The organism is Nocardia sp. NPDC051929, assembly GCF_044548645.1.
GTDB classification, from domain to species: Bacteria; Actinomycetota; Actinomycetes; order Mycobacteriales; family Mycobacteriaceae; genus Nocardia; species Nocardia sichangensis.
On the sequence record NZ_JBIUCG010000009.1, the window covers coordinates 51456 to 69261 of the forward strand.

Sequence of the window (17806 nt, forward strand, 5' to 3'; positions counted from 1 at the left end):
GGCGTTCGCGATCACGGAAGTCGGTGTCGCGTCGCGTGAAAGCGGCGGAGTGCCGGGAAATGAGCGAGAAGGGGCGAGTTCAGGCAGGGCCGCGTCCGGCGGCGACCCGGCCCGCGACGGGCCGTACGTCGCGGTGGGATATCAGCCACTCGCCGTCGTATTTCTCGTATCTGTCCTGCACCAGGCCGATGGTGGTCCAGTCCGCGGGGCGGTTGGTGTCGGCGAATTCCCTGGTGGTGAACCAATGCCATACCGTGGCGTAGGCGGTGAGCAGCGGGCCGTCCTCGGTCCACTCGATGGTGGCCTGCCCGGCGACATGCGCCACCATGGCGCGCTGGGATTTCGGCGCGCGGCTCATGTACGCGGTGAACTCGTCGCGTCCGTGGAAGCGCACCACCGGGCCGGGCATGATCCGGTACTCGATCAGCGCGTCCGGTGTGAAACATTCGACGAAACGTTCGCTCTCCCCGGTGTCCGCGAGTCGGAAGAAGTGATAAAACGTGCGGTAGATCGCCCGCTCGGCTTCGATGGTCGCGAGCAGATCTTCGGGTGAGCCGGTCACGTCGGTCCTTTCCCGGCGACAAGGTATCGCGCGGCGAGTCGTACGGTGTCGAATTCGGCGGCAGCGGTACTTCGCAGGTGCGCTGCGGCTCTCGCCAGGTGCGGCGGACGCGGTGCGCTCCTGCGCGTCGACGGTGGAGGCGGTTTCCAAGCGGACGGCATACGGGCTCAGGGGGTTTCCGTCGCTTCGTGGGCGCGCAAGAAGGTGTCGACCCCCGTCGTGGCGACCGCGCGCATCTCGGTGGTGGAGACCTTGCGGGTGCCCAGCCGTGAGCGGCCCTCCATCGGGCCGGTGATCAGCGCGAGGAACTGTTCCGCGGCGGTGGCCGGGTCGCACGCGCGCAAGCGGCCGGACAGCGACAGGCGCGCCAGCCGATCGGCCAGCGCATCGGCCAGTTGGTCGGACGTGCGGCTCACCACGATGTCGATCAGGTCGGGGAACTGGGCGACCTGCCCGTAGGTCAGCCACCGCAGCGACCGGGATCGCTCGGAGCAGCAGACCCGGATCAGCCGGTACGCCAGGTCCTCCAGCGTGGCGCGCAAGTCGGGGCCGGGGTTGCGCAACCGGTCCACGACCGCCAGGTTCTCGGCCAGCACCGCGTCGCCCGCGGCCGCCAGCGTGTGCCGGAACAGGGTTTCCTTGTCGTTGAGGTGGTTGTAGATGGTCGGCTTGGCGACGCCTGCCGCCTCGGCGATCTCCTGCACACACGCCTGCGCGTAACCGCGGCGTGCGAAGACCGCGAACGCCGCGTCCAGGATCGCCTGCCGTTTGTCGATCCGCCCGCGCGAAGCCGCCTGTCCGGCTTGCGATGTCACTGCTGCCACTCCCGCAGTCTAGTACGCCGACGAATATCAAATTGAACCGGCTGGTACAAAGCTTCGCATGTTTCGGCTCGAGCCCGTGACCATGAGACCCGGCGAACGGCGGCACCGATGAGTTTCCGGCGGTCACGGCGTCGTTGGTGAGGGAGTATCCGCGACCTGATCAAGGAGAATCATGACCGACGACCTGGCTGCCGCCTCCACGGCCGATCCCGAATTGCTCGATGTCCCGGAGGTCACCACGGCGGTTATCCGTGACCGTGTCCCACCCGCGGGCTTGCGAGACTTCTTCGACCGGTCGTTCCGGATCCTGCCGGAGGTCGTCGCCGGACAAGGCGCGACGATCGAGGGGCCGGCATTCTGCGTGTATCGGGCGGAGTCCGATGCCACGCTGGATCTGGAGGTGGGGTTCGCGGTCGACCGGGGCCTGCGCCCGGAGCGCGACGTCAGGGCCGGTTGCCTGCCCGCGGGCCGCGTGGCGAGGATCGTGCACGCCGGTGGATTCGACGGCTTGGCTGCCGCCTGGGAACACCTGCGGGCCTGGATCGATGAGCAGGGACTGGCCGCGGAGCCGCTGCGGTGGGAGGTCTACCTGACCAAGCCCGCTCCGGACATGGACCCCACGGATCTGCGCACCGAGCTGAACTGGCCGGTAGCGCAGCGATGATCGAACCCGCGCCCGCCCGACGGCGCAGCCGACGAATTGTCGGCGGCAGCTTCGGCGGGACGGCGTCGAATCGAAGACCTCGCTTCGAACGCGTAACCAGCGGCGTCCCGGAATCTCACGACGCTGATCCTCGCGTCGGCCCGGCTTGGCGGCTTCACGTATCGGGGTCTTCGTCTCGGTCGGTGTTGGGCCCCGGGCCCGCCAGATTGCCGGAGTTCTCGGAGTGGCCTTCGAGAATGCCCTTTTCCCGCGCGTTCGATGTTTCGTGCGAGTCGTCCTTGTCGGTGGTGTCGTGGGGCTGATTCATGACTGCTTCTCCTCGGGAAAGTCGGGTGTCCAGTCCGGGTGGGGCTATCGCGAATCGGCCTACCCCTGGAGCTGCGCGGCAAACCGAGGGGAGCGCCCGGTCCAGCCATATTGGACGCGGCGCTCGACGGGTTCAATCGCGCTGTAAGTCAATTGAATGCGTGATGCACGGCTCTCGCGGTGCGGTGACGGGCTACAGGCCGAGCAGAGTTTCCGCGACCTTTCCCATGGCCTCGCGATACTCCGCACGGCTGGATTCGTCGGCGGTCCGACGCGCGAGGATGCCCGCGGTGAGGGTGTAGCCGATCGTTTCCGCGATCACCCGCGGCGTCGCCACCGGGGTGATGCGGCCCGCGTCGAGTTGACGCTGGAGATACCGGGTGAAGCGGCGGATCGGCCGTTCGGTGATCTCCTCGGACAGCGCCGCAACCTTGGGGTCCACGGACCCGCGCTCATCGATCAGGCGCAGCAGAGGTCCCGCCGCGGCGACCGCTGTGGCGAAGGATTCGATGGTGGCGCGCAACATATTCCGCGGATCCTCGTCCTCGATGCCCGGCTCCTGCGCGGCGAGGAAGTCGTCGCGCACCCGCTCGGCCAGCGCGAGGAAGATCTCCTCCTTGGAGGCGAAGTACACGTACATCGTCGCGCGGGAGACGCCGGCCTCGGCGGTGATGGCGGCGACGGTGGTGTTGTCGTAGCCGCGCTCGGCGAACACGCGGGTCGCGGCGTCGAGCAGATCGCGGTGCCGGGAGGTGTGCGAGCGCTCCCGCGCGGCGCGCACCGACCAGGTGGACTGGGTCACGCCGATATGGTGACCCATATTGACGTTGACGTCAATGTCAACGAGACTGGGCGGCATGCAGGTCGTCGTGGCGAACAGGGGAGAAGTAGCGGTCCGCGTGTTGCGCACCGCCCGGGAACGGGGTTGGCGAACCCTCGCGGTGCACACCGCCGAGGAACGAGACGCGCTGCACGTCCGTCTGGCCGACGATGCCGTGCCATTGCCCGGCGTGGGAGCCTCCGCCTACCTCGATGTCGCGGCCGTCGTCACGGCGGCGAGGAAGGCGGGCCCCGGCGCGTTGGTGCACCCAGGCTACGGATTCCTCAGCGAGAGCGCCGAATTCGCGAAGGCGTGCGCGGCGGCCGAACTCGTGTTCGTCGGTCCGTCGCCCGAAGCGCTCGACATCTTCGGCGACAAGACCGCGGCACGCGCGGCGGCCGAGCGCGCGGGTGTCCCGGTGATCCCGGCGAGCCCCCGCGGCGCGGACATCGCCGAGGTGCGGGCACTGCTCACCGCGCATCCCGACGGGGTGATGGTGAAGGCCGCGGCGGGCGGTGGCGGGCGCGGTATGCGTGCGGTGCGCGACGCGGCCCGCCTCCCGGAGGTGTTCGAACGCTGCCGCGCGGAGGCGCTGGCCGGATTCGGTGACGACGCGGTCTACGCGGAGGCGCTGATCACCGGCGCGCGGCACATCGAGGTTCAGATCGTCACCGACGGAGCCGTGGCGGCGGCGGTCGGCGACCGCGATTGCAGCGTGCAGCGCAGGCAGCAGAAACTGCTCGAGGTCGCGCCCGCCCCCGAATTGCCGGCCGGGTTGCGCGAGCGGTTGCATCGCTGGGCGGTCCGGCTCGCCGAATCCGTCGGCTGCCGCGGTGTCCTCACCGTCGAATTCCTGGCGCGCGGCGACGAGGCGTGGTTTCTCGAGGTCAACCCGCGGCTGCAGGTCGAGCACACCGTCACCGAAGCGGTTCTGGGAATCGATCTGGTGGCGGTGCAATGCGATCTCGCCCGCGGCGCCACGCTGGCCGATCTCGCGCTCCCCGATCCCGGTTCCGCGCGCGGTTACGCGGTGCAGGCGCGCCTGAACGCCGAAACCGTCACCGCGGGCGGCGACGTGCTGCCCGGCACCGGCACGCTGACCCGGTTCGCGCCACCGACCGGAGTCGGCGTACGGGTCGACACCGCCGCGTTCACCGGTATGCGGCAGGACGCGCGCTTCGACTCGTTACTGGCCAAGGTCATCGCCTGCGGACCGTCCTATCCGGCCGCGCTGCGCCGGTGCGCCGACGCGCTGGCCGAGACCGTCGTGACCGGGGTGGACACCAATATCGCCGTGCTGCGCGCGATCTTGACGGATCTGTCGGAGGGCCGCGTCGTGCCGACCACGTGGTTCGAGCGGAACGTCGACGAATTGGTCCGGCGGGCGGATGATTTCGCCGTCGTCGTGCCCGCTGCGCCCGACCGGGAAGAGAGCGCGGCCGCCGAAGTGACGCTGGACGGCGACGAGGAGGCGGTGCGGTCGCCCATGGGTGGCACGGTGGTCGCGCTCACCGAGCCCGGCGTCGTGGTCGCGGCGGGCGGCGAGGTCGCGGTGCTGGAAGCGATGAAGATGCAGCACGTGGTGCGCGCCGAGCAGGACCTGCGCGTGTGCCGCCACGTGGCGGCGATCGGCGCGGTCGTCGATTCGCACGCGCCGCTGCTGACCTTCGTCCCCGCCGAGCACGAGGGCGCGGTCATGGATCACACCGCGGTGGACCTGGATGCGGTGCGCGCCGACCTCGCCGAAGTCCACGCCCGCCGACGGGGAGTGCTCGACGAAGCACGGCCGGAGGCGGTCGCCAAACGCCATCGGCTCGGGCGGCGCACCGCCAGGGAGAACATCACCGACCTCGTCGACGCGGACAGCTTCGTGGAGTACGGCGCGCTCGCGGTGGCCGCCCAGCGCCTGCGTCGCAGTCCGGAGGACCTGATCGCGAACACGCCCGCGGACGGCCTGATCGCGGGCGTGGCCACCGTCGGCGCAGAGCGATTCGGTCCCGGCCGCTCGCGCGCGGTGGTGCTGTCCTACGACTACACGGTGCTGGCGGGCACCCAAGGGATGCGCAACCACGTCAAGACCGACCGCATGCTGGAACTCGCACGCGAACAACGGCTTCCGGTGATCTTCTTCACCGAGGGCGGCGGCGGCAGGCCGGGCGACACCGACTATCCCGGCATCTCCGGTCTGGACGTGACCACCTTCCGCGCGATGGGCGCACTCTCGGGCCGGGTTCCGCTGATCGGCATCGTGTCCGGACGCTGCTTCGCGGGCAACGCGGCGCTGCTCGGCATGTGCGATGTCGTGATCGCCACTCCCGACGCGAATATCGGCATGGGCGGCCCCGCCATGATCGAGGGCGGCGGCCTGGGCGTCTACGCCCCGGAGGACATCGGCCCCGTCGAGGTGCAGCGTCGCAACGGCGTTGTGCACATCGTGGCCGCGGACGAGGCGGAGGCGGTCGCCACCGCGCGGCGCTATCTCGCCTACTTCCAAGGCGACATCGAGGAATGGACCGCGCCGGACCCGCGGCTGGCGCGGCACGTGGTTCCGGAGAATCGGCTGCGTGCGTTCGATATTCGTGCCGCGATCGAGGCCGTCGCGGATGTCGGGTCGGTGCTGGAGCTGCGCCGCGACTGGGCGGCCGGGATCATTACCGCACTGATCCGGGTCGAGGGACGGCCGTTCGGTTTGATCGCCAACGACTGCCATCATCACGGCGGGGCGATCGATGCTCCGGCCGCCGACAAGCTCAGCATGTTCCTACGTCTGTGTGACGAGCACGGCTTGCCGATCGTCTCCTTCTGCGACACACCGGGCTTCATGGTGGGCCCCGACGCGGAGAAGGACGCCACGGTGACGAAGTTCAGCCGCCTGTTCATCGACTCCGCCGCGCTGTCGGTGCCGCTGGGCACCGTCATCGTGCGCAAGGGCTACGGTCTGGGCGCTCAGGCCATGGCGGCGGGCTCGTTTCGCGCTCCCCGGTTCGTCATCGCCTGGCCGACCGGCGAGATCGGCGGCATGGGCCTGGAGGGCGCGGTCCGCCTCGGGTTCGCGAAAGAGCTGGCCGCCATAGAGGATCCGGGCGAGCGGCAGCAGGCATTCGACAACCTGGTCCAGCTCGCCTACGCCAACGGCAAGGCTCTCACCGCCGCCACCGTTCTGGAAGTCGACGACGTCATCGATCCGGCCGATACGCGCCGCTGGATCCGTACGCTGCGCTGACCGGTACGGCTGCCAGGGATCCGGCGCGACCCGCCACGCGCTTCGGGTCGAGATCATGATCCGCACGCGCGCCCTATCAGGCGCCGTGCCAGGACGGTCCGTCCTCACCGCGGGATCGAGGACCGGCGAGCCGGGCAACGCCCGCGACACATCCACGGCAGAGAGACCTGCCACGAGTTGACCGTGACCACCGATCCAGCGACCGGCGCGGCGCGGAGGCGCGTGGCACTCGGCGATGACGACGCGACGACCACGCGGATCGCCGACCAGCCGGACTCGTCGACGTGCACGTTGACCGTGCGCTGAACCGCCGCACCCGGTGACCGGGTGGGCCTGCGCGCGTCGCGGCGGAGCGAACGCTCACCGCACGGTCGCGTGCACGCCGTTCAGCGCGTCGACCAGGTTGCGGGCGCGCAGATCCAGCGCGCCTTCGACGATATGGTTGGTGACGTAGGCGAAGGCGAGACGGCGTTCGGGATCGGCGAACGCGAGACTGCCGCCGCGGCCCGGATGGCCGAACGAGGCGGCTCCGCCCAGTGGGAGCTCCGCGGTGGGCAGCATGTACCCCGAGGCATAACGGCCGGGCAGCATCAGCACATGATCGGTGCCCGCGACCTGTTCCCGGCTGGCAGCGGCGAGAGTGTCGGCGGTGAGCAGGCGCGTGCCCTCGACCTCGCCGACGAGTGCCGCGTACAGACGCGCCAGGCCGCGAGCCGTGCCGATGCCGTTGCTCGCTGGCAGTTCCGCGGCTTGGACGGCCGGTGAATTGAAGTCGATGTCCGCCGGGTCGGTGATCTGGAAGGCCCGATTGACCAGGGCCTGCGGATCACGCATCGCCGCGAGCAGCGGACGCAGCGACTCGGGAACGGCGTCCTCGGGCACCGCGGTCAAGTCGGGCGCGGGCGCGAACACCAAGCGGCTGACCCGGGCCTGCTCGGACGGTGGCAGGCCGATGAAGAAGTCGATATCGAGCGGACCCGCGATCTCCTCGGCGAGAAACCGGCCGGGCGTGCGACCGGACACGCGGCGGATCACTTCGCCGACCAGCCAGCCGTAGGTGCGCCCGTGATACCCGAACGCGGTGCCGGGGGGCCAATTCGGCGCTTGCGCGGCCAGCGCGTCCACCATCGGCGTCCAGGCCAGTGCGTCACCCAGTTCGACGGGCTTGTCCAGCGCCGCAAGGCCCGCTTGGTGCGTCAGCAGCCAGCGCACCGGGATGTCGGCCTTACCCGCCGCCGCGAATTCCGGCCAGTAGCGTGCCACCGGAGCGTCGAGATCGAGTTCGCCCCGTTGCGCGAGCAGGTGCGCGATGGTGGCGACGACGCCTTTCGTCGCCGAATAGACCAGCTGCAAGGTGTCGCGCTGCCACGGTCGCCCGGTATCGGGATCGGCCGTTCCGCCCCACAGATCGACCACCGGCCGCCCGTCCAGGTACACGCAGACCGCGGCGCCGACGTCGCCCTGCTCGGTGAAATCGGCCGCGAACGCCTCCCGCACGGCCTCGTAGCCGGCGGCGGCCGTTCCCTCGATGATCATGCGGGACAGCATGGCACGACGCGGCCGAGCAGAGCATCCGGCCTGGTGACCACCATCGAGAAGTTTTTTCCACCGCGATGTCCGAGAATGGTCAGCGGCTCCGACGTTCCAGACGAGCGGCGCCACCGGGGCGCCGACGACCCAGAGGAATCGCCATGAAATACATGATCCTGAGCTACGCCTCGCAGCGGGACTATGACGGCATGGTCGGCAAGGACACGGGCAAGCCCGCGTGGACGGCCGAGGAATTCGCGGCACTGACCCAGTTCATGACCGAGCTCAACAAGAAGCTCGAGGAATCGGGCGAACTCGTGGAGACCCGCGGACTGGCGGAGCCGGTACACACCAGGCGGCTGGGCATCAAGGACGGAAAGCCGTTCGTCACCGACGGCCCCTACGCCGAGACCCAGGAAGTGCTCGCGGGATTCTGGATCGTGGAATGCGAGAGCTTCGACCGCGCCACCGAGATCGCGGCCGAACTCAACAAGTGCCCAGCTCCCGCGCACGTGCTCCAATCGGTCTACGCCGATGTGCGCCCGATCGCCGAAGCCGCTCCCGAATTCGGCTGACCATGCCCGATCCAGTGGCGACGGACCTGCTGCGCCCGTTGGCGCCGCAGGTCCTCGCCGCGCTCGTGCGCAAGTACGGGCACTTCGACACCGCGGAGGACGCGGTGCAGGAGGCGTTGCTCGCCGCGGCGACGCAGTGGCCCGCCGACGGTGTCCCGGCCAAACCGCTGGCCTGGCTGATCACCGTCGCCTCGCGCAGGCTCACCGATCTGCTGCGGGCCGAGCAGGCCCGCAGGCAACGCGAACAGACCGTGGCCCGCTGGGCGCTGCCGGAGGACTGGCTGACGCCGCCCGCCGACCGGCAGCCCAGCGACGCCGACGACACCCTGATCCTGCTGTTCCTGTGCTGTCACCCCGCGCTGTCGCCGTCCTCCCAGGTCGCGCTCACGCTGCGCGCGGTCGGCGGCCTCACCACCGCGGAGATCGCCCGGTGCTTCCTGGTTCCGGAACCGACCATGGCGAAACGCGTCGGCCGGGCGAAGCGCACTATCGCACGCAGCGGCGTGCCGTTCGCCCCGCCGTCCGCGGCCGACCGCGCCGACCGGCTGGCCGCCGTGCTACACGTGCTGTATCTGATCTTCACCGAGGGCTACGCCGCCACCTCCGGCCCGCAACTGCATCGGGTCGAGTTGTCGGCCGAGGCGATCCGGCTCACCCGCCTCGTGCACCGCCTGCTGCCCGAGGACGACGAAGTGGCGGGACTGCTGGCGCTGATGCTGCTCACCGACGCCCGTCGTGCCGCACGCACCGGCCCCGGCGGCGAGCTGATCCCGATGGAGGAGCAGGACCGTAGCCGATGGGACGCGGGCACGATCGCCGAGGGAATCGCACTGATCACCGCCGCACTACCACGGGGGATTCCGGGGCCGTATCAGTTGCAAGCCGCGATCGCCGCACTGCACGACGAGGCGCCCAGCTACGCCGCGACGGACTGGCCGCAGATCGCCCTGCTCTACGAACGCCTGCTGGCGGCGGCCGACAATCCGATCGTCGCGCTGAACCACGCGGTCGCGGTGGCGATGGCAGTGGGACCTGCGGCGGGGCTGAAGCTGGCCGACGATCTCGGCGAGCGTCTCGCCGGCGACCACCGATTGCCCGCCGTGCGCGGACACCTGCTGGAGATGCTCGGCGACATCGCCGGCGCCCGCGGGGCGTATCTGGCCGCCGCGGAGCGGACAACGAGTATTCCGCAGCAGCGCTACCTGCTGTCGCGCGCGGCCCGGCTGGAGTCGAGCGGCGACTGATCTCGATCAGCGGCCGAACTTGTCGTTGCGCACCGGAATACTCGTCGCCGACCGATCTTCGTGACGAACTGGAGGAGTGCATGGCGCGCGAACTCGACGACCTGCCCTACGCGCGGTATCTCACCGCCTTGGACGGGGACCTCGAAGCGGAGGGCGACTACGACTGCGTCCGGGTCGACGGCGGTGCGCTGGACGACATCGATGTGTCGCACGCGCGCTTCAACGAGTCGGCGTTCAGCTCGAACACCTTCACCCGCGGCACGCTGCGCTACAGCCGGTTCACCGATGTGTGGCTGCGTCACGTCCGCTGGGTCGGCACCGAATTGGCCGACACGGCGTGGCTGGACAGTGAGGTGGTGGCGGGCGCGATGTCCGGTGTCGACTTCGCGGGGGCGAACCTGCGGCGGGTGCGATTCGAAGGGTGCAAGTTCGACTCGGTGAACTTTCGCCGGGCCCAATTGCGCGAGGTGACCTTCACCGACTGCGTGCTGCGCGATTGTGACTTCGCCGAGGCCGCGCTGACCGAGATCACAGTGCCGGGCTCGGCGCTCGTCCGGCTCTCGCTGCGCAACGCTCGCGTGGTGAAAGCGGACCTGCGCGGCGCGACGGCACTCGATGTCGCCGACGGGCTCGACAGCCTGCGCGGGGCCACGATCAGCAGTCCGCAGCTGATGGATCTCGCGCCCGCCTTCGCGCGTTCCATCGGTATCACCGTGCGGGATTGATGGCGCCGAACTCACGCGACACCGGACACGGCTACCGTTCCGGCGACGAAAACAGCTGGCTGCCAGCGGCTGCCGTGACGACATTTCGGCGAACCGCCGATGCGCACGACACCCGATTGATACATTGCGCCGATACCGCGCAGTACCGCTTCATCGAGGACGCGAGTCATGGTCGATCCGGATCCCCTCCGCAGCACCGCAGGCGTGCGTGCGCTCGTACGCATCGCCGGAGAGCGGGGCATGGCGCCCGCTGAGTGCCTGGCCGGTACCACGCTGGCGCCCGCCGATCTGGGCGACCCCTCCGCCGAGATCACCGCGCAGGACGAACTGCTGGTGGTGCAGACGGTGCTCGGCCGGTTCGGCGACGAGCCGGGACTCGGTCTCGCGGCGGCGGTCCGGCGCGATGTGCGGTCGCGCTGGCCGTGGGGTCTCGCGCTGCTGGGCAGCCGGACGCTGCGTGAGCTGATCGAGGTGGGGTCGCGCTACATCGGTCGCACAGTGCCGTTCGGGCGACTGGCCATCGAGGAAGCCGACGGCGAAGCGCGGCTGGTGTTCGACGACGCCGACATCCCGCCCGAGATGCGGGCGTTCTTCGCCGAAGCGGCCCTGGCCGGATTGCCCGCTTTCGATCGTGAATTGTTCGCCGTGGGCGTCCCGGTGCGGCGGGTCGGTTTCCGGCACGCCGGTCCGCGCGACCTCGAGCGGTACCGCGACGTCTTCGGTGTGGCGCCGGTTTTCGGTGCGCCGACGAGCGCGGTGGTCTTCGACCGCGGTGTGCTGGACCGGCCGCTGCCACCGGCGAACGCCGCCGCGCGGGACAACTGCGGACAACTGTGCCGCGACCTGCTGGACCGGCGCCGGTCACGGACCGGCGTCGCGGCGTCGGTGCGCGACCGCCTCGTTCGCACTCCGGGTGAGATCCCCGATCAGGCGACAGTCGCTCTCGGGCTGTTCATGAGCTCGCGCACCCTGTCGCGGCGGCTGAACGAGGAGGGCACCTCGTTCCGGGCGCTGCTGGACGAGGTACGCCAGACCATGTCGGAGGTGCTGCTCGCGCACACCGACATGACCACCGAACAGGTCGCCGCGCGACTGGGCTATGCGGAGGCGGCGTCCTTCATCCGGGCCTTCCGCCGTTGGCAGGGCTGTCCTCCGCAGACGTTTCGCACGCGGGGGCGGCGGTCGCATCGGTCGCCCGAGCTGGTCTGAGCGACGAGCGGCTGCCCTCGTGCGGATCATCCGGCGCGGGGTGCCATCTCTCGCGGGTGCGGGCAGACCGTCGGCTATCGTGCTGCCGGGCAGCGGGCAGGGAGATCCGGCACCGGGATCCAGACCCGGAACACTCCCGTACTATCGCGATCGGAGTCGGCCTGCCGGGGAGATGAAGGAGGAGGGTGTGGAAGTTCGCACCAGCAATACGCCACTGTGGTTACGGTTGGGCCAACGACTTCCGGAGCATGGCGCGCCCGCCGGCCGCGGCACTGTCGGCAGGGGAGCCGTCCGATGAACGATGAAGGTGCCGACCTACGCTGCGCCGGATGCTCGGCTGTCGGACTCGACGGCCTGCGGTGCGGGTCCTGCGGTCGGGAACTCGGTTATCGATACATAGCGCTGCCCGGTCCCGACGCGACGTCGTGCGCCGATTGCGGAGGCGACCACTTCTACGCCGACGGGCGCTGTGCGCGGTGCGGCCGGTCGCGACCGGTGGCGGATCGCTTCGACACCGATCTGGGCGCGGTGGCGGTGCTCACCGATCGCGGCATCGTCCATGCGCGCAACGAGGACGCCGTCGCGGCCGGGGTGCTGGAAGGCGTGGTGCCGGAAACGGACGCGTCGGTCGTGATCGCGGTCAGTGACGGCGTGTCGACTTCGTCCCGGCCGCAGGTGGCCTCCGGTGCGGCGGTCCGGGCCGGTGTCGGCGCGACCGCCGCCGCGCTCGCGGCCGGACAGCCCGCGACCGAGGCGATCATGGCCGGGTTGGCGGCCGCGGTGCAGGCGGTCCGCGACGTGGACGTTCCCGATGGTCCCGCACCCTCGTGCACGTATGTGTCCGCCATCGTCGCCCACCACGGCTCGGAAACCGAGATCACCGTGGCGAACGTCGGTGACAGCCGCGCCTATTGGCTGCCGACCCAGCGCGACGAGCAGGCCCAGCGCTTGACCGTCGACGACTCGTGGGCACAGGCACTGGTCGACGCGGGTGCGATGGACGAGCGCGCGGCGATGGCCGATCCCCGGGCGCACACGCTGATCCGCTGGCTCGGCGCGGACAGTCCGCCGAAGCCGTGGGCGGACAATTGTGTTCGGACGGTGCGCGTCTCGGGGCCCGGTGTGCTGCTGCTGTGCTCCGACGGGCTGTGGAACTACTCGCCCGCGCCCGCCACGCTGGCCGACCAGGTGGCAGCGAAGGCGCCCGCGGAGGCTGCCCGCGCGCTCGCGGAGTTCGCGTTGCGTTGCGGTGGCGGCGACAACATCACGGTCGCGCTCGCGCCGGTTCCGTGGGAGAGCCGTTCGCCTGTTCCATAGACAGTGGTGTTCATGGTTGCGTATGGTCATCGACTATGACGAAGTTCGCCGGCAAAACCTGTCTGATCACCGGCGCGGCCAGCGGTCTCGGTCGCAGCACGGCGCTCGCGGCGGCGACCGAAGGCGCTTCGCTCGTGCTGACCGATATCGCCGCTGACGGCCTCGCGCGGACCGCGGCCGACGCGCGCGCCGCGGGCGCGACCGTCCACGTCGCCGAGGCGGCCGATGTCAGTGACTACGACCAGGTCGTGGCGCTGGCGGCCCAGGTGCACGATGTGGTCGGCAGCGTCGACATCGTCATGAACGTGGCCGGTATCGCCACGTGGGGGACCGTGGACCGGCTGACGCACGATCAGTGGCGGCGCACCGTCGACATCGACCTCATGGGCCCGATCCACGTGATCGAAGCGTTCGTCCCGCCGATGATCGCGGCCGGACGCGGCGGTCACGTGGTGAACGTGTCCTCGGCGGCCGGTCTGTTCGGCCTGCCGTGGCACGCGCCGTACAGCGCGGGCAAGTTCGGCCTGCGCGGAGTGTCGGAGGTGCTGCGCTTCGACTTGGCACGCCACCGCATCGGCGTGAGCTTGGTGTGTCCGGGCGCCATGGCCACGCCGATGGTCGACAGCGTCGACATCGCGGGCGTCGATCGCACGGCCGAAGCGGTGCAGCGGGGCATGGCGCTGTTCATGCGGCACGCGGTCACCCCGGAGGCGGCGGCGCGCTCGATCGTGCGTGGTGTCGAGCGCAACCGCTACCTCGTGTTCACCTCGCCCGACATTCGCGTGGGCTTCTGGGCGCAGCGGTATTTCCCGCCCGCGTACAACGCCGCGATGCGCGGATTGAATTGGGCGATGAACCGCTATGTCGAGCAGAAGGCAGGCGCTCGGGCGAACTGAGCGCGGCGGGGTCGCCGTAGCCGGTCGTGGCGGGGCGCGCCATGATCGTCGTCATGGCATCGGCTGTCTATCTGATCACCGGCATCCAGGCCGCGGGCAAATCCACCGTCGCCCAGGCGCTGGCCGAGCGGCTGCCGCGCTCGGCGCACGTGCGCGGGGACGCCTTCCGCCGGTTCGTGGTGAACGGGCGTGCCGAGATGACCGCGGACCCCTCGCCCGAGGCGCTGGCCCAGTTGCGGCTACGGCACAGCCTGGCCGCGGCGACGGCCGACTCCTATGCCGATGCCGGGTTCACGGCTGTGCTGCAGGATGTCTTCCTCGGTGAATTCCTGCCCTGGACGGCGGATCTGATCGTCACGCGACCGCTGTATGTCGTCGTGCTCGCGCCGCGCACCGAAGTGGTCTTGGCGCGTGAGGCCGGACGCGGAAAAGACGCCTACGACGAATTCACCGTCGCGGGGCTGGACAGGGTGTTGCGCGAGACCACTCCTCGGATCGGGCTCTGGCTGGACACGTCGGATCTCACGGTCGAGCAGACGGTCGATCGAATCCTCGCCGATGCCAGGCCGCTGACGGACTGAGCAGCCCGTCGCCGGTTCACCGGGTGTCGCGCGGCTCGTGCAGGGGAGTGAGCGAGCTGGTGGCCGGGCCCTCGAGCAGCGTGCCGTCCGCGGCGAAACGCGAGCCGTGCAGCGGACAGTCCCAAGTGCGTTCGGCGTCGTTCCAGTCGACGATGCCGTAGAGATGCGGGCACACCGCCGAGACCCGGTTGGTGACGCCGTCCACCGTGCACACCGCCGTCGGGTGCAGGCCCTCGCGCAGGACCATGCCGCAGTCTTCGGCTGGAGCGTCGCCGTCGTGGTGGGTCGCGACCCGCAGCCAGCCCGCGGAGAGTTTCTGTGCCACGGCGCCGTTGATCTTCGTCGCCGCGGGCAGTGCCTTGAGCTCGTCCGGACGCCAGCTCGCCAGCGCGCCCGCCCATCGAGGTGCCGACCCGGTGAAGCGTCCGGCCAGCGCGATCGCCGCGGCGACCCCGTTGGTCAAACCCCACTTGGCGTAGCCGGTGGCCAGCTGAATGTCGTTCTGCCCCGGTAGCAACGGACCCACATAGGGAAGCTCTCCGATGGGGGAGTAGTCCTGAGCCGACCAGCGGTGCGTCAGCTCGGCGCCCGGGAACCAGGTGTGCGCCCAGTTCACCAGATCCTCCACTTTCTCCCGGGTCGATCCGCCGCGGCCGACGACATGACCGTTGCCGCCGACCAGCAGAAGCTCGCCGTCCGGTCCCTGCGCGCGGCGCAGGGAGCGAGTCGGGCTGCCCGCGCTGATGTACATATCGCGCGGAGCCGGTCGGTCCAGGCGGAAGGCCGTCAGATAGGAGCGTTGCGGAGTGAGGCGGGCGAAGAATCCGCCACGATCGAGGATGGGCGTCCCCGTGGCCAGCACCACCCGGCCCGCGCCGAGGTCGCCGTGTTCGGTGGAGACGACGAGATCACCGCCGCCACCGTGATGTACGCCGCGCACGAGGGTGGATTCGTAGATCGGCGCGCCGTGTGACTCCACGTCGGCCGCGAGCGCGGCCAACAGGGCCATCGGATCGAGTTGGGCCTGATCGGCCAAGCGCACCGCGCCGCGCGCGGGAAAGTCGACGTCCAGCTCGCGTAACAGCTCGGTGGGCAGGCCCGCCTTCTGCGTCGCGGCGTATTCCGCTCGCACGGCCGACATTTCGTCGTCGTTCTGCGCGTAGGTCAAGGCTGCTGCCCGCTCGACGGTCACGCCGTGCGCGGCACAGTACTCCAAGAGCCATTCCTGCCCTTCGCGATTGGCCGCCACATAGTCGCGCAGGACGTTGTCGGAATGGTGCCGGGCGATCTGCTGCGCACGCGTCCCCTGCAGCAGGCTGACCTTACCCGTGGTGGCCCCGGTGGTGCCCGCACCGACGCGTCTTCCTTCGACCACGGCCACTTCCACGCCGTTCTCGACCAGCAGCAGGGCGGTCACCAGTCCGGTGAGCCCGCCGCCGATCACCACCGTGTCGAAGCGCGATCCCGGCGTCAACCGCAACCGCGCCGGAACCTGCGCGCCGTGCAACCATAGGGACGTCATATGCCCGAGATAGCCGGTCTCGACGGGGCGAAACGCCCGTGCGGATTCCTTCTCATACTCGCACGTGGCCGCTGAGCTGCCGATCGGCGGCGGCGAGCACCTCGGCGGCGCTGATCATCGCCAATCCGGGCGCGGGTGTGTCCGCCCGCGGGTCGCCGGGGTGCCCGGCCCACAACGTGACATGCGCCGCCCGTTCCGGTGGCGGCCCCCAGACCGCGGGCGAGTCGGGACCGAAGATCAGCACCGACGGTGTGCCGAACGCCGTGGCCAGATGCCCGACGCCGGTGTCGCCGCTGAGCACGAGGGACGCGTCGGCCACCGTCGCGGCGAGTTGACGCAGCGTGAGTTCGCCTGCCAGGACGTCGTTTTCGGGCAAGCCCGCCTGGGCCGCGACGCTGAGGGCGAGCGGACGGTCCGCGGCACTGCCGACGATACGTACCGGACATCCCCACTCGCGCAGGCCGGCGGCCACCGTCGCGAAACGGTCGGCGGGCCAGCGACGCGCCGGGGCTCCACCCGGATAGACGACGATGGAGCGCCGCTCTCCGGTGCACTCCGGTGGTGGCGTGATGTCCAGTCGGGCCGAATCGGCCGGGATGCCCGCCCAATCCAGTAGCCGGCACCACCGCACGGTGTCGGGCAGGCCTGGCTCGTACAGCGGACCCGGCACCTGCGGAAAGTCCTTGTGGCGGTGGGTGATCATCCGTTCCGGATCGCTCGCGAGCAGCGCGCGTATGCTCTCGGCCCCGCAGTCGTTCAGATTGACCGCGAAGGTCGGCGCCGCGGCGTTCCAGCGCAATCCGGCCGCCATCGGCGTCGCGTGGAGTTCGTCGACGCACGCGGCCAGTTCCACCACCGGGCGCAGCCATCCCGGCGCGGCCAGTACGAGCCGGTGTCGCGGGCGGGCGTCGTGCAACGCGCGCAGGGCGGGAACCGCGGTCAGCAGCTCCCGCAAGCCGTGCGCGCGCAACGCGAGCAAGACGCTCATTTCGGCACGAAGATGCCGGTGAGGTCGGCCTTGCGGATCGGGGTGTCCGGATTGGCCTGCGCCGCGCACATCAACTTGATCGCCGTGATCGCCGCGTCGACGGTTCTGGCGTCGGGCGTCTCGTGACCCTCGCGCTCCTCTTCGAGGAACTTCTCGGTGGTGACGCGCTGCTTGTCGGGATCCTGGGCGACGTATTCGTTGCACGGTGTGTCACCGCCCTTGTTCACGATCTTCTCCGGCTCGTTGCCGCACCCCGCCGCGCACACCGCCAGCGCGGCAAGGACGGCGACGCCCATCCGGCGCGCGGCGCTCATCGGCCGAACCCCGCCAGCGCCGAGGCCAGGTCCGGTACGCCGAGCGCCTGCACCGCCTGTTCGCGCACGTCGGGGCAGGTCTGCGTAGTGACGGCGTCGACCGTGTCGCGGTGGGTGACGACGACGTCGTTGAGCCCGCCGTTACGGGCCGCCCAGTTGTGCACGGTGCCGTTGAACGTCACTTTGGCCACCGTGGCGCTCTGGCCACGCCAGGTGTCGATGTCCGCGCCCACCATGTCGCACAGCTGCTTCGCCGCTTCCGCCGTGATCTGGTCAGTGTTCGGCACCTGGGGGCTGCTCGGCCCCGGCATGGTGATCGAGACGGTCGCGGGCTGGGGCGTATCCGCGGCCGGATCGCCGCCGTCGACCGAACATGCCGTGAGCGCCGATCCCGCCGCCACAGCGCCGATGAGCAGGGCGAAGCGGCCCAAAGGCCGATTGGGCTGGTGTGTCATTCCTTCTCCTGGAGTTCGAAGCCGCATCCCCGCGGGCGGCACGCGATCGGG

General features: G+C 70.1%; 19 protein-coding genes. 10 read left to right on the forward strand and 9 right to left on the reverse strand.

The genetic code is table 11. The annotated features are described in order from the left end of the window. Window positions 1–79: 79 nt before the first annotated feature. Entirely contained in the window at window positions 80–562 is a 483-nt protein-coding gene (locus ACIHAX_RS13380; RefSeq protein ID WP_364432235.1) for a nuclear transport factor 2 family protein, read from the reverse strand. Between the two features lie 167 nt (window positions 563–729). Then, window positions 730–1386, reverse strand: coding sequence for a TetR/AcrR family transcriptional regulator (locus ACIHAX_RS13385; protein WP_397277536.1), 657 nt, complete (start codon window positions 1384–1386; stop codon window positions 730–732). A gap of 172 nt (window positions 1387–1558) precedes the next feature. Between ACIHAX_RS13385 and ACIHAX_RS13390 the strand changes: the two genes are divergently transcribed. Continuing rightward, window positions 1559–2050, forward strand: a complete 492-nt coding sequence (locus ACIHAX_RS13390; protein WP_364432241.1) for a GyrI-like domain-containing protein — start codon at window positions 1559–1561, stop codon at window positions 2048–2050. A 154-nt stretch (window positions 2051–2204) separates the two neighbouring features. Here ACIHAX_RS13390 and ACIHAX_RS13395 read toward each other — a convergent pair whose 3' ends face one another. After that, on the reverse strand, window positions 2205–2357 hold the full coding sequence (locus tag ACIHAX_RS13395; protein ID WP_355075209.1) for a hypothetical protein: 153 nt from the start codon (window positions 2355–2357) through the stop codon (window positions 2205–2207). Window positions 2358–2549: 192 nt separating this feature from the next. Beyond that, entirely contained in the window at window positions 2550–3158 is a 609-nt protein-coding gene (locus ACIHAX_RS13400; protein WP_355075211.1) for a helix-turn-helix domain-containing protein, read from the reverse strand. A 55-nt stretch (window positions 3159–3213) separates the two neighbouring features. Here ACIHAX_RS13400 and ACIHAX_RS13405 point away from each other — a divergent pair, with 55 nt between their 5' ends. Then, complete coding sequence (locus tag ACIHAX_RS13405; protein WP_397277746.1) at window positions 3214–6399, forward strand: carboxyl transferase domain-containing protein; 3186 nt, start codon at window positions 3214–3216, stop codon at window positions 6397–6399. 183 nt (window positions 6400–6582) lie between these two features. Next, window positions 6583–6705, forward strand: a complete 123-nt coding sequence (locus tag ACIHAX_RS13410; protein WP_364432248.1) for a hypothetical protein — start codon at window positions 6583–6585, stop codon at window positions 6703–6705. A gap of 54 nt (window positions 6706–6759) precedes the next feature. Here ACIHAX_RS13410 and ACIHAX_RS13415 read toward each other — a convergent pair whose 3' ends face one another. Then, window positions 6760–7935 carry a serine hydrolase domain-containing protein gene (locus ACIHAX_RS13415; RefSeq protein ID WP_397277540.1) on the reverse strand — a complete coding sequence of 392 codons (1176 nt, stop codon included), beginning with the start codon at window positions 7933–7935 and terminating at the stop codon, window positions 6760–6762. Between the two features lie 155 nt (window positions 7936–8090). Here ACIHAX_RS13415 and ACIHAX_RS13420 point away from each other — a divergent pair, with 155 nt between their 5' ends. From ACIHAX_RS13420 to ACIHAX_RS13450, 7 genes are all read left to right on the forward strand, one after another. Then, window positions 8091–8504, forward strand: a complete 414-nt coding sequence (locus tag ACIHAX_RS13420) for a YciI family protein (RefSeq protein WP_355075219.1) — start codon at window positions 8091–8093, stop codon at window positions 8502–8504. A 2-nt stretch (window positions 8505–8506) separates the two neighbouring features. Beyond that, a complete protein-coding gene (locus ACIHAX_RS13425) occupies window positions 8507–9748 on the forward strand; it encodes a DUF6596 domain-containing protein (protein WP_355075220.1) in 1242 nt (413 codons plus the stop codon). An 80-nt stretch (window positions 9749–9828) separates the two neighbouring features. Beyond that, window positions 9829–10473 carry a pentapeptide repeat-containing protein gene (locus ACIHAX_RS13430; protein WP_356965676.1) on the forward strand — a complete coding sequence of 215 codons (645 nt, stop codon included), beginning with the start codon at window positions 9829–9831 and terminating at the stop codon, window positions 10471–10473. Between the two features lie 168 nt (window positions 10474–10641). Beyond that, window positions 10642–11682, forward strand: coding sequence for an AraC family transcriptional regulator (locus ACIHAX_RS13435; RefSeq protein WP_397277543.1), 1041 nt, complete (start codon window positions 10642–10644; stop codon window positions 11680–11682). A 294-nt stretch (window positions 11683–11976) separates the two neighbouring features. After that, window positions 11977–12999, forward strand: a complete 1023-nt coding sequence (locus tag ACIHAX_RS13440) for a PP2C family protein-serine/threonine phosphatase (protein WP_397277545.1) — start codon at window positions 11977–11979, stop codon at window positions 12997–12999. A 35-nt stretch (window positions 13000–13034) separates the two neighbouring features. Then, window positions 13035–13895, forward strand: a complete 861-nt coding sequence (locus tag ACIHAX_RS13445) for an SDR family oxidoreductase (RefSeq protein WP_364432265.1) — start codon at window positions 13035–13037, stop codon at window positions 13893–13895. Between the two features lie 53 nt (window positions 13896–13948). Further along, window positions 13949–14476 carry an AAA family ATPase gene (locus ACIHAX_RS13450; RefSeq protein WP_355075229.1) on the forward strand — a complete coding sequence of 176 codons (528 nt, stop codon included), beginning with the start codon at window positions 13949–13951 and terminating at the stop codon, window positions 14474–14476. Between the two features lie 16 nt (window positions 14477–14492). Here the strand turns inward: ACIHAX_RS13450 and ACIHAX_RS13455 are convergent, their stop codons facing one another. From ACIHAX_RS13455 to ACIHAX_RS13470, 4 genes are read right to left on the reverse strand one after another with little or no spacing between them, the layout of a single operon-like run. Then, entirely contained in the window at window positions 14493–15998 is a 1506-nt protein-coding gene (locus ACIHAX_RS13455) for an FAD-dependent oxidoreductase (RefSeq protein WP_397277548.1), read from the reverse strand. Between the two features lie 52 nt (window positions 15999–16050). Beyond that, entirely contained in the window at window positions 16051–16986 is a 936-nt protein-coding gene (locus tag ACIHAX_RS13460; RefSeq protein ID WP_397277550.1) for a glycosyltransferase family 9 protein, read from the reverse strand. Continuing rightward, window positions 16983–17300: a hypothetical protein gene (locus ACIHAX_RS13465; protein WP_355075235.1), complete on the reverse strand. Its 318-nt coding sequence runs from the start codon at window positions 17298–17300 to the stop codon at window positions 16983–16985. The genes ACIHAX_RS13460 and ACIHAX_RS13465 overlap by 4 nt, the downstream gene beginning before the upstream one ends. Then, window positions 17297–17755 carry a hypothetical protein gene (locus tag ACIHAX_RS13470; protein WP_397277552.1) on the reverse strand — a complete coding sequence of 153 codons (459 nt, stop codon included), beginning with the start codon at window positions 17753–17755 and terminating at the stop codon, window positions 17297–17299. Before ACIHAX_RS13470 ends, ACIHAX_RS13465 begins: the two co-directional genes overlap by 4 nt. Window positions 17756–17806 lie beyond the last annotated feature (51 nt).

Bases quoted from the DNA above. Each gene is read 5' to 3' on its own strand.
- ACIHAX_RS13390 (WP_364432241.1), top strand. From the start codon at position 1,559: ATGACCGACGACCTGGCTGCCGCCTCCACGGCCGATCCCGAATTGCTC.
- ACIHAX_RS13395 (WP_355075209.1), bottom strand. From the start codon at position 2,357: ATGAATCAGCCCCACGACACCACCGACAAGGACGACTCGCACGAAACA.
- ACIHAX_RS13405 (WP_397277746.1), top strand. From the start codon at position 3,214: ATGCAGGTCGTCGTGGCGAACAGGGGAGAAGTAGCGGTCCGCGTGTTG.
- ACIHAX_RS13415 (WP_397277540.1), bottom strand. From the start codon at position 7,935: ATGATCATCGAGGGAACGGCCGCCGCCGGCTACGAGGCCGTGCGGGAG.
- ACIHAX_RS13420 (WP_355075219.1), top strand. From the start codon at position 8,091: ATGAAATACATGATCCTGAGCTACGCCTCGCAGCGGGACTATGACGGC.
- ACIHAX_RS13425 (WP_355075220.1), top strand. From the start codon at position 8,507: ATGCCCGATCCAGTGGCGACGGACCTGCTGCGCCCGTTGGCGCCGCAG.
- ACIHAX_RS13430 (WP_356965676.1), top strand. From the start codon at position 9,829: ATGGCGCGCGAACTCGACGACCTGCCCTACGCGCGGTATCTCACCGCC.
- ACIHAX_RS13435 (WP_397277543.1), top strand. From the start codon at position 10,642: ATGGTCGATCCGGATCCCCTCCGCAGCACCGCAGGCGTGCGTGCGCTC.
- ACIHAX_RS13440 (WP_397277545.1), top strand. From the start codon at position 11,977: ATGAACGATGAAGGTGCCGACCTACGCTGCGCCGGATGCTCGGCTGTC.
- ACIHAX_RS13445 (WP_364432265.1), top strand. From the start codon at position 13,035: ATGACGAAGTTCGCCGGCAAAACCTGTCTGATCACCGGCGCGGCCAGC.
- ACIHAX_RS13450 (WP_355075229.1), top strand. From the start codon at position 13,949: ATGGCATCGGCTGTCTATCTGATCACCGGCATCCAGGCCGCGGGCAAA.
- ACIHAX_RS13455 (WP_397277548.1), bottom strand. From the start codon at position 15,998: ATGACGTCCCTATGGTTGCACGGCGCGCAGGTTCCGGCGCGGTTGCGG.
- ACIHAX_RS13460 (WP_397277550.1), bottom strand. From the start codon at position 16,986: ATGAGCGTCTTGCTCGCGTTGCGCGCGCACGGCTTGCGGGAGCTGCTG.
- ACIHAX_RS13465 (WP_355075235.1), bottom strand. From the start codon at position 17,300: ATGAGCGCCGCGCGCCGGATGGGCGTCGCCGTCCTTGCCGCGCTGGCG.
- ACIHAX_RS13470 (WP_397277552.1), bottom strand. From the start codon at position 17,755: ATGACACACCAGCCCAATCGGCCTTTGGGCCGCTTCGCCCTGCTCATC.